Below are 14690 nucleotides of genomic sequence, written 5' to 3'. Positions count from 1 at the left end.
CAGGGAGTTACCACTTCATCTCGCCGGTATTGACCTTGGCACCGATGGCCAGGCCATCATCGACCGGCAGGGAGGGGTAAGCCTTCTTCAGCGCTTCAATCAGCTGGCCGGAGTGCTTGGTCTTGGCCAGCGCTTGCTCAAAGCGCTGCACGTAGTCACGGGTGAAGGTCACGGCTTCGGTACCCTTGGGCGCAGTCCCCAGGAAGTGACCCGGCACCACGCGCTCAGGTTTCAGCGCCAGCAGATTGTTCAGCGCCTTGACCCAGTGGCTGCGAGCGGCCTTGGACTGGCTGTCCGCCATCCAGACGTGTACACCGCTGTAGACCGGCACACCACCAAAGGCCGTCTTGATGGAAGGGGCCCAGAGGTAAGCATTCGGGGTGTTCATCTCTTTGATGTCAATCTTCTCGCCATCCAGCGTCAGGTGGCTGGCCGTCATCACTTGCGGCACGGTCAGGCTCTTGGGTGCATCCTTGCCCAGGATCGGGCCCCAGTAGCTCAGCTTGGCATCCTTGGTCTGCTTGATATGGTCGACCACATGCTGGTCGGCCAGCACCTTGACATCCGGGAACGCAGCCATGACGGGTTCCAGACCGAAGTAGAAGTCGGGGTCACCGGCACTGATATAGACAGTGGTCAGCTTCTTGCCGCTCTTCTTGATCATGTCCACCAGCGCCTGACCATGTTGCACATCGAACTGGGCATCGATCAGGATGGCCTCTTTGTCACCGGTTACCAGTGAGGAGGAGACGGGGAAGATGGCCTTCTCGCCGGGGTTGTAGACGGTCACGGTCAGGGGGGCCGCCAGGGCGGAACCCGTCATCAGGAGGCTGGTCAGGGTCAGGGTACGCAGTGTGTTGTTCATCAGATAACGCTCATCGGTGTGGATTAATGGAATGAGCGCAGTTTATTGCATCACCATCGATACAAATACCGCATAATAGGCGCATCACTGTTGCACAAATCGAGCATATAGGGGCACAAGATGGATAGGCTGACCGCATTGCGGGTCTTTGTCTGCGTAGTGGAACAGGGCAGCCTAAGCGGCGCCGGGGAGAAACTGGAGATGTCCCGTGCCATGGTGTCGCGCTACCTGGCCGAGCTGGAACGCTGGATGGGGGCCAGATTGCTGCACCGCACCACCCGCCGGCTGAGCCTGACCGGGCCAGGAGAAGAGGCGCTGAACCGGGCCAGAGCCATGCTGGCCCTGGGGGAAGAGATGGAACACCTGACCATCCGCCATGACGAGGCCCCCAAGGGGCAACTGCGCATCACCTGCAGCTACTCTCTCTCCGAAGCCCTGCTGGTCGGGGCAGCGAACGACTACCTGGCCCGTTACCCCGGCACGGCGATCGACATCCTGCTGCTGGACCGGACAGTCAATCTGGTGGAGGAGCGAATCGATCTCGCCCTGCGCATCACCAACGACCTCGATCCCAACCTGGTGGCCCGCAGGCTCGGCACCTGCCACTCGGTGGTGTGCGCCAGTCCCGCCTACCTGGCCCGCCATGCTCCGCCGCAGCAGGTGCAGGATCTGGCACTGCACAACTGCCTCACCTACACCTATTTCGGCAAGAGCCTGTGGGAGTTTCTGGGGCCCGATGGTCCCGAATCCGTCCCGGTGAGCGGCAACCTCAGCGCCAACATCTCCAACCTGCTGCTGGCCGCCACCCTAGAAGGGGCGGGGATCAGCCTGCAACCCGCCTACTCGGTTCACCCCCATCTGGCAAGCGGCGCCCTGGTCCCCCTGCTCACCCCGTGGCAGCCCAAGCGCCTCGGCGTCTATGCCGTTTATGGCACCCGCAAACAGATGTCCCCCCTGCTGCGCAGCTTCCTCGACTTTCTCGTGGAGCGGATGGCGGACGATCCCCTGTGGCAGGAAGCCCCTCCCTCTCTCTGATCCCTGCGAGCCGCACAAAAAAGGGGCCTCGCGGCCCCTCTTTGCTCCATCCTGTGCCCGGTCAGGCTTCGAAACCGAATGCCTTGACCGGGGTCTCTCCCTCCTCGGCCTCCTGATCCTCCAGATAGATGTCGTGATAGGCGGCATAGATGGAGTAGTTGATGGCAGGCAGCACCACCAGCAGGCCCACCAGCATCAGGAGTGCGCCAAAGAAGATCAGCACGGCCCCGAGCAGCCCCCACCAGAGGAAGGGCCACATGTTGCGCAGACATCCCTTGAAGCTGAGCCTGGCTGCCTGCCAGACCCCGACCTGATGGAAGAGGATAAGGGCGGGGGCGAAGGTGATGGCCATCAGCACGGGAACGAACAGTGCCAATCCCACCAGGGCGCAGACGAGGAAGCCCTGTGCCTGCTCCGGGGTCAGCGCCAGGGAGCCCGGATCCGCGGACAACAGGCCGGTGAGTCCCCACTGGTGCAGCAGGAACACGCAGATCATCAGGATCCCCATGATGAGGCCGAGCACCATCAGGCCCCCCAGCATCAAGGGGGTCAACCGATGGCGGAAACCGGCAAAGAAGTCGCCAAACTGCAGCGCCTCCCCATGGTGCCCCCGCCGCGCCACCGCCACCCAGCCAGCCCCCCACACCATGTAGAGCAACTGGGAGATCAAGCCCCCCGCCGGCAGCTGATCCAGCACGATGCCCACCACAAACCAGAGCACTATCATGGCCACGCTGGCACCCATCCCCTTGTTGAAGATGTCGAATCCGGTGCGGATCCAGATCCAGCCCTGTCCTATGCCATGGCGTTTGGGTTCGTGGCGCAGGGCCCTGTCACTGTTCATCATTGACCTCGTCGAAAAATAGGGGCGAAGCGGCGTCTCCTCAGGGCACGCTCACCGTGACCATGATGGTGCCGGTGTAGGGACCGGTGCGTACTACCTGGCCCGGCAGCCGGGTCGGGTAGAGCCTCACCTTGTAGTCGGTGACCTGGGTCGCCGCCGAGTAGGGTACCGCGATGGCGGTATCGAATGGAATAGGGGTCAGGGCCCCTGTCCGGCCATGCCCACCGCGACCCGGCCTGGCTGGTGGTGAAGCTGTTGTCGCTCGCGAGCGCCCCCAAGATGCGGTAGCGCAGCGGCCCATGCTCAGGCTGGCAAGGTCGAAGGGAAGGCGGGCACCCGCAACCAGAGCATTCACCTCGCTGCAATGGCGTGTCCGTTGCGTCTTTCTGGGCCGCAGCCGACGAGTTTATCGGCCACGGTTGACGGACAGCACCGCCAGAATGTGGCATCATCTCCCCCCCTCTTGCTTTCCCCCTGATCCGATGGAGCCATCATGCGCCGCCTCTTCTTTCTTCTCCTGCTGCTCGGCAGCCCTGCGCTTCACGCCGAACCGGGGTTTATCAGCCGCCTGCTCAACCACCCGGTGCCGGGGGGCGTGGCCGTGGTACCACTGGGAAGCGGGGCCAAGGCGCCCGCAGTGCGCTATCAGGACAAGCCTGTGCTGGTGGTACAGGAAGACGGGAAGACGTGGATCGCCATCGTCGGCATCCCGCTCAAGAGCGCGCCCGGCCCCCATCAGGTGACCACCAGCGATGGCCGCACCTTGAGTTTCAAAGTCGGCACCAAGCACTACCGTGAGCAGCACATCAAGCTCAAGAACAGCCGCCAGGTCAATCCGCTGGCCGAAGACATGACCCGCATCAACCGGGAGCTTGCCGAACAGACCCGCGCCTACCAGACCTTCAGCCCGGCTCAGCCGAGCAACCTGCTGTTTGACAAGCCGGTCCAGGGCCCGCTCTCCAGCCCCTTCGGGCTGCGCCGCTTCTTCAACGGCGAGGAGCGCAACCCCCACTCCGGCCTCGACTTCGCGGTCGGAGCCGGCACTCCCATCAAGGCACCAGCCGCTGGCAAGGTCATCCTCATCGGCAACTACTTCTTCAACGGCAATACGGTGTTCGTCGACCACGGCCAGGGCCTCATCAGCATGTTCTGTCACATGTCGAAGGTGGACGTGAAGCTGGGCCAGAGCCTGCCCCGCGGCGGCATCGTCGGCCGGGTCGGCGCCACCGGCCGCGCCACCGGTCCCCACATGCACTGGAACGTCAGCCTCAACGACGCCCGCGTCGACCCCGCCATCTTTATCGGCGCCTTCAAGCCCTGAGGCCGGCGACCTGCCGCCCACAGGCAGGGGCACTCAAAATGAAAAAGGCAGCCAAGGCTGCCTTTTTCATGGACGCATGACCACATCTCAGGCAGCGCTGTGCTGGCGCCCCTCCCTGTTCATCGCCCGCCACATCACCAGGACCAGCAGAGTGCTGCAAGTGGGCAGCGCCAGCCAGACACCGGCCACTCCCCACAGGGAGGAGAAGCCCCACAGGAAACCGCCGATCAGCACCAGCTTGCCGCCGGTGAGCAGGGAAGCGATGCGGGCCCGGTTGATGGCCTGGAAATAGGTGGCCCCCACCAGCAGCAAGCCTTCCATGGGCAGTCCCCAGAAGTAGAGCCAGATACCGAGGCTGGCCACCGGCAACAGGGCAGCATTGTCCCCCGCAAACAGATAAACCACTGCCTCCGGCCACAGATACAGCGGGATCATCCCGCACAATGCCACCGCCATGGTCACTCCCAATGCCAGGTTACGCACCCGCAGCACCCGTGCCCAGTTGCCCGCCCCGGCATTGAAGCTGGCGATAGGCTGGATGCCCATGGCGATCCCCTCGAAGATGAGATAGAAGAAGGCCTCGCTGTAGCTGATGACCCCATAGGCGGCCACGTGCAGCGAAGTGCCCACCAAGAGCAGCGCCTTGTTGTGCAGCGCCAGCACCACCGAGAGGTAGAGGTACATCAGAAAACTCGACACCCCGAGTCGCAATGTCTCCCCCATCAGCCGCCAGTCGGGCACCAGGGTATCCCAGCGAATGCGCAACTGGCTGCGGGGGGTGAAGAAGTGCCACAGGCACAGGCCCCCGGTGACCGCCTGGGAGAGCATGGTCGCGATGGCGGCCCCCGCCAGCCCCCAGGGGATCACCGCCATTAGCAGGTAGTCGAGCAGCACGTTGAGCACGCCGCCCCCCACCAGGATCCAGGTGGTGAGGCCGGGTCGCCCGTCGTTGCGCAGCAGGGCGGTAAAGGCCATGGAGAGCACCGCGAACACCCCGAGCCAGGCGTACCACTGCAGATAGGCGAAGCCTGCGTCGAAGATGACCCCCTGCGCCCCCATCCAGACAAGCATGGCCTTGCCGTAACGAATGCCAATGAAGGCGAGCAGCGCGGAGGCGATGAGCACCATCACCAGGGCATTGCCGACGATGTGGCGCGCCCTGGCCTGCTCCCCCTTGCCCAGATAGAAGGAGGCCAGCGACGAGGATCCCATGCCGATCAGGGCCCCTACCGCGTAGAGCACGGCGCAGATGGGGTACGCCAGCATCATGCCGGCCAGCCCGTCCTGGCCCAGGATATGGCCGACGAAGATGCCGTCAATGGTGACATAGATGCCGGTGACCAGCATGGCGGCCACCGTGGGGGTGACGTAACGCAAGAAGAGGCGGGAAAGGGGGGCCGTGCCCAGATCGACGGAGGACATAAATTGCTCAATGAAGGGGAACGGCCAGAATAATAGCCAAACAAGACCCGGATCACCCGTTATTTGTGCCGTGGATCATTCATCTTGAGGGCTTTACCCGCCCCGGCCCCTGCTTTAGGCTAGGGCGACTTCTCCTGAACGGAAACGTGCGCCATGTTGCAACGCCTGCTCTGTCTGATGCTCTGTCTCAGCCTGTTCCCCTTCTCCGCTGTCCAGGCTGATGATGCCATCACTCAGGTAGAGGAGCTGCTGCAAAGCATCCCCAAGACGGATACCCCGGAAAATCAGCAACTGCGGGAGAGCTACCAGCAGGCCCTGCAATATGCCCGGGATGCCCAGCGCTACCGGGAACAGGGCAAGGCCTACCAGCAGATCCTCATCGACTACCCCAAGGAGTCCGCCCGTCTCAAGGAGGGGCTGCACAACTATCAGCCCCAGTCCCGCCCGTCCCTCTCCTCCCTCAAGGAGGATGCCCTGCGCCAGGCCATCAGCCTGAGCAGCAACCGCCAGCTCAACCTGCGCAAGGAGCGTCAGGCGGTGACCGACAGCCTCAACCAGCTTGAGAGCACGGGCCAGGAATATCACCTGCGGGTCGACGAGTTGCGCAAGCAGTTGCTCCAGACCCGCTCCCTGCTCGATCGCCTGAGCTTCAGCAACGAGTCGGACAGGTTGCAGGAGGCCCAGCAACTGGCCACCCGACTCAAAGAGCAGAGCCTCTCCGACCGGATCCAGATGCTGGAGCTGGAGCAGCTCTCCGCCCAGCAGCGCAACGATCTGGGCAAGCTCAAGCTGCAGGAGCTCAACCTCGCCATCACCGACGAGGATGAGTGGCAGACCAGTCTGCTTGCCCAGCAGAACCAGCTGCGCCGGGACAAGACCGAGCAGGCCCTGGCCGAGAGCGAACGCCTGCGCCGCCAGCTCACCTCTGACCTCCCCCTCTTGCAGGAGCAACAGCAGCAAAACCAGGCCCTCTCCCTCCAACTGGGGGCCCTCGAGGACCAGATTGAACGGGTGCAGGACGAGCAACGGGGGGTGGACACCTCCCTCTCCGGGCTCAACGAGCTGGTCAATTCGGTGCGCGAACAGCTGGAGTGGTTGCAGATAAGCAACGCCTACGGCGAGAACCTGCGCAGCAAGCTGGCCGATCTGCCCGCCTACTTCCCGCTGGAGCGGCTGGAGTCCGCCATCGTCAAGGCGCGTATGGCCAAATACCAGTACGAGACCGAGCAGGATGCCCTGAAGGATCCGGTCCAGCTGCGCAACAGCCTGCTCAGTGGAGACGGCATCACCCTGGACAGGGCCCAGCGCGCCGTGCTGGACAACCTGCTCAAGGCGAGGCGGCAACTGCTGACCCGGCTCAACGATGCCTCCGACACCCTCATTCAGGAGCAGACCCGCCTCAAGCTGCTCTACAGCCGTCAGAACAGCAAGATCGACGAGATCCGCGAACTCAGCGCCAGCCATCTGTTCTGGATGCCGGACGTGCGCCCCCTGAGCCCGGCGGTGCTGCTCGGCGTCCCGGCCGCCCTCGGCCTTGCCTTCAACCCGACCAACTGGCTGCAACTGCCCAGGGCCATCGCCGAGAACAACCCCCTGAGCCTGACCCTGGCTGGCCTCGGGCTGCTGGGGCTGGCCTGGTGCTGGCTGAAACTGGCCCGCCACCTCATTCAATACAGCCAGTACATTGCCCCGCGCATCGGCAAGGTAACCCAGGACAAGTTCAGCCTCACCAGCCGGTTGCTGGTGCGCTCCGTGCTCGCCGCCCTGCCGCTGCCCGCCATGGTGCTCATGGTGCACGGCCTGCTGGACGGCGCCTGGCAATATCCCTTCGCGGTGGCGGTGGCCAGGGGCCTGGGTGAAATCTGGTTCCTGCTGCTGGCCCTGCTGGTGGCGCGCCACCTCACTCTGGAGAAGGGGATCCTCATCCTCCACTTCCGCTGGCAGAAGGAGCGGGTGCAGCGAGTATGGGGACAATTTCGTACCTTGCTGCTGGTGCTGATCCCGAGCTTCTTCGTGCAGGGCATGGCGAGCAGCTATCAGGAGCACGCCTTCTACGACTCCCTGGGACGCCTCGCCTTCATCATCGGGGCCCTCTGGCTGCTGCTCTTCTTTGCCCGCCTCAACCGGGAAAAACTGCCCCTCACCTGGGGTCAGGCAGACATGACCAAGCCCCATCTGCTGCACCACTTCATCTGGAACAGCCTGATGCTGGCCCCGCTGCTGGCGGTGCTGGGCGCCCTGTTCGGCTACTTCTACACCTCCCGCACCCTGCTGCGCCAGCTGGAGCTGAGCCTGCTGGCGGGGCTCGGCTGCCTGCTCGTCTACTATCTGGCCCACCGCTGGATGCTGATCCAGCGCCGCCGACTCGCCTTCGATCGCGCCAAGCAGAAGCGGGCCGAGATCCTGGCGCAGCGGGAGCGGGAAGAGGACGATCTCAGCTCCGAGATCCCCGATGTGGTGGAGGAGCCCGAGCTGGATCTGGATACCATCAGCGCCCAGTCCCTCGGCCTGGTGCGCACCCTGCTGATGCTGGGCTTCACCATGCTGGTGGTGGTGCAATGGTCGGATCTCAACTCGGCATTCAGCTTCCTCAGCAGCATCGAGGTGTGGCAGGTGAGCAGCAAGGTGGCCGGCATCGAGCAGCTCTCCGCCATCACCCTGCAGGATCTGATGCTGACCGTCTTCGCCTTCATCCTGACGGTGGTCACCGCCCGCAACCTGCCAGGGTTGATGGAGCTCACCCTGCTCCAGCACCTGAGCCTCTCCCCCGGCACCGGCTTCGCCCTCACCACGGTGAGCAAGTACCTGGTACTGCTGATTGGCGCCCTCACCGGCTTCTCCATGCTCGGCATCGACTGGTCCAAGACCCAGTGGCTGGTGGCAGCACTCTCCGTAGGGCTGGGCTTTGGGTTGCAGGAGATCTTCGCCAACTTCGTCTCCGGCCTCATCATCCTGTTCGAAAAACCAATCCGCCTGGGTGACACCGTCACCATCCGGGATCTCACCGGCACCGTCACCAAGATCAAGACCCGCGCCACCACCATAGTGGACTGGGACAGGAAGGAGATCATCGTCCCCAACAAGGCCTTCATCACCGAGCAGTTCATCAACTGGTCCCTGTCCGATGCCATCACCCGGGTCCGCTTGCGCATTCGCATCGGCCTGACCCAGAATCCCAAGCAGGTACAGCAACTGCTGGAGCAGAGCGTGCGCGAGTCCACCCTGGTGCTGGATACGCCCGCCCCGGAGGTGTTCCTCATCGAGTTCACCGACTCGGCCCTCATCTACGAGATCCGGCTCTACGTCAACAACATGGATCACCGGATGCCCATTACACACGAGGTACATTCCCTGATCCTGGAGAAACTCGGCCAGGTCGGCATGCATCTGCCACATCAGCAGATCGACATCCGGATGAGCCGGGGATGAAGCCGCCAAAGACGACAACAGGAGCCATCATGCAGATCATTGCCCATCGCGGTGCCAGCGGCCTGGCCCCGGAGAATACCCTCAAGGCGATGAGCCTGGCGCTGGATCTGGGTGCCAAAGCCATCGAACTGGACGTGCAGTGGGCCGACGGAGAGCTCTGGGTCTTCCACGACCGGCGGCTGGAGCGCTGCACCAACGGCCAGGGTGTGCTGACCGGGCAATCCCGGGAGTACCTGGCGAGCCTGGATGCGGGGGACGGGGAGCGGATCCCGACCCTGTGGCAGGTGATGGCACTGGTGGCGGGGCGCTGCGAACTGCACATCGAGCTAAAGGGCGCCCACACCGCCGAGCCGGTGGCCGCCCTGACCAGGCGGGCCGAGGCCGAGCTTGGCTTTACCCAGGCGCACTGGATCGTTTCCTCCTTTCATCATCCCGAGCTGTTACGCTTCAAGGGACTGCGACCGGAAATCAGGATCGGCGCCCTCACGGCCAGCCTGCCTCTCGACGGCGCCGCCTTCGCCGAGACGCTGGGGGCCTGGTCACTGAACTGCGACGTGGATTTCGTCGACGAGACCCTGGTGGCGGATGCCCATCGCCGGGGGCTCAAGATCCTGGTCTATACAGTCGACGAAGTGAGTGATGGGAGCGCCCTCGCCAGCATGGGTGTCGATGGCATCTTCACCAACCGACCAGATCGATTCAGCTGAGTATCGGCGCGCCCTGGCAGGCCACAAGGAGGTGAAAAGAATTGAAAAAATGCGGTGCACCGGGATACATAAAGTCCATAGCCAGCCGATACAGAGTTGGCTCATAACAATAACAAACACCATGGATCTCTGACTGACGCTCACAAGGATGTAAACATGAACCTATCCATCAAGAACAAGCTGGTCCTCTCCATCGGGGCCATCATTCTGGTCATCACCGGCCTGCAGGTCTGGTACAACACCTCCCAGTTGCGCAGTGAAACCCAGCGGCTGATCTGGAGCTTCATCGACGACAGCTCGGTCGCCAACGTCAAGGGGATCTCCCGCTGGCTCGACGCCCGCATCAATCTCGTCACCGCCACCAAGGAAGCCTTCGCCAAGGAAGACGAGCCCCTCAGCCACCTGGCCCAGTCCATGAATGCGGGCAACTTCGATCTCGTCTACGTGGGCACCAAGGATGGCCGGATGATCCAGAGCAAGCCGACCGATCTGCCGGCCGGCTATGATCCGCGCCAGCGCCCCTGGTACAAGGACGCCATGGCCGCCGGCAAGCTCGCCATCACGGCCCCCTATGCCGACATCACCACCGGCCAGCTCATCATCACCATCGCCGAGCCCTTCAGTCGCGGCAACACCGACGGCGTCATCGCCGGTGACGTCTCCATCGACGGCCTGGTGAAAGACGTGCTCGCCATGAACTCGGAAGGCACCTATGCCATTCTGGTGGACAGCAACGGCACCATCATCGCCCACCCGGACAAGGATCTGACCCTCAAACCCGCCACCGCCATCTCCCCGGAGCTGACGGCAGCCAAGGTCAACGAGCTGGCCCATGACAACACCATCTCCGAGATGGATATCAGCGGCAAGGCGAGCGTATTCGACCTCACCGAGATCCCCAACACCAACTGGTATTTCGGCATCGTGGTGGACGAAGCGGTCGCCTACCAGTCCGTCTCCCGCATGGTCACCTCCGCCCTCATCCAGGGATTGCTGACCATCCTCATCGTGGCGGGCTTCTCCTATGTCGCCATCAACGGCTCCCTGGCGCCGCTGAAAACCCTGGGCGAGGCAATTGCCGATCTCTCCCGCGGCAACGGCGATCTCACCCGTCGCATCAAGATCGAGCGTGAAGACGAGGTCGGTACCGTCGCCAAGCACGTCAACACCTTCATCGAGCGCATCCACGTCATGGTGCAGGACATCTCCAACTCCTCCACCCAGCTCAACCAGCAGGCCAGGTCTTCCCACGACATGGCGGAGAAATCCAACCAGGGGCTGGCCCGCCAGCAAAACGAGATCTCCCAGATTGCGACCGCAGTGCACGAGATGTCCGCCACCGCCGTCGAAGTGGCCAGCAATGCCGAGCAGACCGCGGAAGCGGCCCGCAGCTCCTCCAGCAGTTGCGAGCACGGCAAGCAGGTGATTGCCCGCAACCAGCGCTCCATCACGGATCTCGCCACCCAGGTCAAGCAGGCCTCCGGCATCATTCAGGAACTGGAGAAGAACGCCCAGGAGATCAACACCATCCTCTCCACCATCCAGGGCATCGCCGAACAGACCAACCTGCTGGCGCTCAACGCCGCCATCGAGGCCGCCCGGGCTGGCGAGCAGGGGCGCGGCTTTGCGGTGGTGGCCGACGAGGTGCGGGTGCTTTCCCAGCGCACTCACAGCTCCACCGTCGAGATCCGCAGCATGATCGAGACCCTGCAGCGCAACACCCAGGGCGCCGTCAGTACCATGCACGAGGGTCAGCTGCTGGCCCAGAACAGCGTGGAAGATGCCAACGATGCGACCCAGGCCCTGGAGCAGATCACCACCTCCATCAACCAGATCTCCGACATGGCGACCCAGATCTCCAGCGCCGCCGAGGAACAGCGTGCCGTCACCGACGAGGTGAGCCGCAACATCCAGGCGGTCAAGGATGTCTCGGACGAGCTGGCAGTGGATGCGGACAGCTCCCGCAATCTGTCGGCCCAGCTTAAAAATATTTCAGGTGAATTGAATAATCAGGTCGGCATGTTCCGCATCTGATCGACCATGGGAAGAAAGGGGCCGTTCAGGCCCCTTTTTTTATAAACCCTTTTTGTTTCAACGGTTATAATCCCCTTTCGAGACCCTCAACCCTGTGATCGACATCTCCTTTTGCCCATGTGTGGGAGACGGGCGCAGTCTGTCATGGCTATATTCGCATTACTTTTTTGATGCCTAATATCGATATGTCATCGTGATAATAGTTATCATTAAACTGTTTTGATAAAAAACTTAAAAACTTTATGGGTAATACCCAAAAAGAGAGGCATTTCTCATTTTTTTGAAAGAAAACTACGTATAATCCTGAGCTTAAAATAACCATAGTAATGACAGCGGCTGATACCGATAACTGCAGGATGGCGATAATTACGGCGTTTTCATCCAAGGAATGGGGTGATTTTGATAAAGATCACCATTGCCAAGCACTAAAACAGACCAGTTTGACTTGCATCAAGCCTGAATTTTTTTCATAGAGCAAAATCGTGCCCAGCAAATCTATCCCTAAGGAGGCAGATGTGGATATTATCAAGACCGATGTCGCCATCATCGGTGCTGGTGGTGGTGGCCTGCGTGCCGCAATCGCCATAGCGGAAGCTCACCCGGAGCTGGAGATCGCCCTGATCTCCAAGGTCTACCCGATGCGCAGCCACACGGTAGCCGCAGAGGGCGGCGCCGCCGGTGTCGTCCGTGATGATGACTCCCTCGAAAACCACTTCAACGACACCGTCTCCGGTGGCGACTGGTTGTGTGAGCAGGACGTGGTCGACTACTTCGTCAACAACGCCACCAACGAGATGATCCAGCTGGAGCACTGGGGTTGCCCCTGGAGCCGCAAGCCGGACGGCAAGGCCAACGTGCGCCGTTTCGGCGGGATGAAGATCCCCCGCACCTGGTTCGCGGCAGACAAATCCGGTTTCCACATTCTGCACACCCTGTTCCAGACCTCCATCAAGTACCCGAGCATCAAGCGCTTTGACGAGCACTTCTGCATGGATCTCATCGTGGAAGATGGCCGCGTCCAGGGCGTACTGACCTTTGACATCCAGAACGGCATCACCCGCTTCATCCAGGCCAAATCCGTCATTCTGGCCACCGGTGGCGCCGGCCGTGTCTATCGCTACAACACCAACGGCGGCATCGTCACCGGTGACGGCATGGCGCTGGCCTACCGCCACGGCGTACCGCTGCGCGACATGGAGTTCGTCCAGTACCACCCGACCGGTCTGCCGGGCACCGGCATCCTGATGACCGAAGGTTGTCGTGGTGAGGGCGGCATCCTGCTCAACAAGGATGGCTACCGCTACCTGCAAGACTACGGCTTGGGCCCGGAAACCCCGGTCGGCCAGCCGAAGAACAAACACATGGAGCTGGGTCCCCGTGACCGCCTCTCCCAGGCCTTCTGGCAGGAGCAGCAGAAAGGCCGAGTGATCCAGGGCCCGATGGGCGACGTGGTTCACCTCGACCTGCGCCACCTCGGCGAGAAGTACCTGAAGGAGCGTCTGCCCTTCATCTGCGAACTGGCCAAGGCCTACGTGGGTGTGGATCCGGTCAAGGAGCCGATTCCGGTACGTCCGACCGCCCACTACACCATGGGTGGCATCGAAACCGACGGCAAGTGCGCCACTCGTCTGGCCGGTCTCTATGCCGCTGGCGAATGTGCCTCCGTCGGTCTGCACGGCGCCAACCGTCTGGGTTCCAACTCCCTGTCCGAGATCGTGGTCTTCGGCAAGGTGGCCGGTGAGCAGGCAGCCGAATATGCCGCCACCCAGCAACACGGCAACACCCAGGCACTGGTCGCCAAGGCCGAGGCGCTCATCAAGCAGCACCTCTCCCTGCTGGACATCGACGGCACCGAAAACCCGGCGGATATCCGCAACGAACTGGGCATGTCCATGGAAGCCGGTGTCGGTATCTACCGTACCGAAGAGCTGATGCAGGGCACCATCGACAAGATCAACGAGCTGAAAGCCCGTTACAAGAAGATCAAGATCAACGACAAGTCCTCGGTCTTCAACACCGACCTGCTGTACGCCATCGAGCTGGGCTACATGCTGGACGTGGCGGAAGCCATGGCGCACTCCGCCATCAACCGCAAAGAGTCCCGCGGTTCCCACCAGCGTCTGGACGGTTACGAGGAGCGCGATGACGTCAACTTCCTCAAGCACACTCTCTCCTTCTACAACGGCGAAGGGGCCCCGACCATCGACTATTCCGATGTGAAGATCACTAAATCCCAACCGGCCAAGCGCGTGTACGGTTCCGAGGGTGAGAAACAAGACGAGGCTAAGAAGAATGGCTGAGATGATCGAAATTGAAATCCTGCGCTACCGTCCCGAGCAGGATAACGAGCCCTGGATGCAGACCTTCCAGGTGCCCTACCTCAAAGAGATGTCCCTGCTGGATGCGCTGCAATACATCAAGGATCATCTGGACTCCACCTTGAGCTTCCGCTGGTCCTGCCGGATGGCGATCTGCGGCTCCTGCGGCATGATGGTCAACGGCATTCCGAAACTCGGTTGCAAGACCTTCCTGCGGGACTACCTGCCGGGCAAGATGACTATCGAGCCGCTCAACAACTTCCCCATCGAGCGCGATCTGGTGGTCGACATGTCCGACTTCATCGAGAAGCTGGAGAGCATCAAGCCCTACATCATCCCGTCTGAGCCGCGCAGCCTGTGCGATGGCGAGTACACCCAGACCCCGGCTGACATGGCGAAGTATCACCAGTTCTCCATGTGCATCAACTGCGGTCTGTGCTACGCGGCCTGCCCGCAATATGGCATCAACAAGAAGTTCACCGGTCCGGCGGCCCTGGCACTGGCCTATCGCTACAACGCCGACAACCGCGACAGCGCGTCCAGGGAGCGGATGAAGATCATCAGCCAGGATGAGGGCGTCTGGGGCTGTACCTTCGTGGGCTACTGCTCCGAAGTGTGCCCGAAGGGCGTGGATCCGGCCGCCGCCATCCAGCTTGGCAAGGTCGAGAGCGCCAAGGACTACATGATCGCCATGTTCAAGCCGGATTGAGACCAG

The 14690-nt window shown here is 62.1% G+C and carries 11 protein-coding genes; 7 read left to right on the top strand and 4 right to left on the bottom strand.

Annotated features, from left to right (window positions below; genetic code table 11):
* Positions 1 to 7: 7 nt before the first annotated feature.
* Positions 8 to 865 carry a Vmh family MBL fold metallo-hydrolase gene (locus tag PG883_RS00770; protein WP_270806849.1) on the bottom strand — a complete coding sequence of 286 codons (858 nt, stop codon included), beginning with the start codon at positions 863 to 865 and terminating at the stop codon, positions 8 to 10.
* A gap of 120 nt (positions 866 to 985) precedes the next feature.
* On the opposite strand from PG883_RS00770, the gene PG883_RS00765 reads away from it, so the two are divergent.
* Positions 986 to 1900, top strand: coding sequence for a LysR family transcriptional regulator (locus tag PG883_RS00765; RefSeq protein WP_270806848.1), 915 nt, complete (start codon positions 986 to 988; stop codon positions 1898 to 1900).
* A gap of 61 nt (positions 1901 to 1961) precedes the next feature.
* Here the strand turns inward: PG883_RS00765 and PG883_RS00760 are convergent, their stop codons facing one another.
* Together PG883_RS00760 and PG883_RS00755 are read right to left on the bottom strand one after the other, a co-directional pair.
* The gene (locus PG883_RS00760) at positions 1962 to 2744 is read right to left on the bottom strand and encodes a BPSS1780 family membrane protein (RefSeq protein WP_045525644.1); all 783 of its coding nucleotides are present in this window, start codon (positions 2742 to 2744) and stop codon (positions 1962 to 1964) included.
* A gap of 40 nt (positions 2745 to 2784) precedes the next feature.
* A complete protein-coding gene (locus tag PG883_RS00755; RefSeq protein ID WP_191967241.1) occupies positions 2785 to 3099 on the bottom strand; it encodes a hypothetical protein in 315 nt (104 codons plus the stop codon).
* A 138-nt stretch (positions 3100 to 3237) separates the two neighbouring features.
* Between PG883_RS00755 and PG883_RS00750 the strand changes: the two genes are divergently transcribed.
* Positions 3238 to 4065, top strand: coding sequence for a M23 family metallopeptidase (locus tag PG883_RS00750; RefSeq protein WP_010673811.1), 828 nt, complete (start codon positions 3238 to 3240; stop codon positions 4063 to 4065).
* A gap of 87 nt (positions 4066 to 4152) precedes the next feature.
* Here PG883_RS00750 and PG883_RS00745 read toward each other — a convergent pair whose 3' ends face one another.
* On the bottom strand, positions 4153 to 5487 hold the full coding sequence (locus PG883_RS00745) for an MATE family efflux transporter (protein ID WP_270806847.1): 1335 nt from the start codon (positions 5485 to 5487) through the stop codon (positions 4153 to 4155).
* 153 nt (positions 5488 to 5640) lie between these two features.
* On the opposite strand from PG883_RS00745, the gene mscM reads away from it, so the two are divergent.
* The 5 genes from mscM (at position 5641) to PG883_RS00720 (ending at position 14684) form a co-directional block, all read left to right on the top strand.
* The gene (mscM, locus tag PG883_RS00740) at positions 5641 to 8916 is read left to right on the top strand and encodes a miniconductance mechanosensitive channel MscM (protein ID WP_270806846.1); all 3276 of its coding nucleotides are present in this window, start codon (positions 5641 to 5643) and stop codon (positions 8914 to 8916) included.
* A gap of 29 nt (positions 8917 to 8945) precedes the next feature.
* A complete protein-coding gene (locus tag PG883_RS00735; RefSeq protein ID WP_043156366.1) occupies positions 8946 to 9623 on the top strand; it encodes a glycerophosphodiester phosphodiesterase in 678 nt (225 codons plus the stop codon).
* A 156-nt stretch (positions 9624 to 9779) separates the two neighbouring features.
* Positions 9780 to 11657: a methyl-accepting chemotaxis protein gene (locus PG883_RS00730; RefSeq protein WP_010673807.1), complete on the top strand. Its 1878-nt coding sequence runs from the start codon at positions 9780 to 9782 to the stop codon at positions 11655 to 11657.
* Between the two features lie 515 nt (positions 11658 to 12172).
* Positions 12173 to 13957: a fumarate reductase (quinol) flavoprotein subunit gene (frdA, locus tag PG883_RS00725; protein WP_270806845.1), complete on the top strand. Its 1785-nt coding sequence runs from the start codon at positions 12173 to 12175 to the stop codon at positions 13955 to 13957.
* Positions 13950 to 14684, top strand: coding sequence for a succinate dehydrogenase/fumarate reductase iron-sulfur subunit (locus PG883_RS00720; protein ID WP_042065016.1), 735 nt, complete (start codon positions 13950 to 13952; stop codon positions 14682 to 14684). Before frdA ends, PG883_RS00720 begins: the two co-directional genes overlap by 8 nt.
* Positions 14685 to 14690: the final 6 nt, after the last annotated feature.

The organism is Aeromonas sp. QDB25 (genome assembly GCF_027707725.1).
GTDB lineage: Bacteria > Pseudomonadota > Gammaproteobacteria > Enterobacterales > Aeromonadaceae > Aeromonas > Aeromonas caviae.
This window is presented reverse-complemented; position numbering and strand designations above follow the sequence as displayed.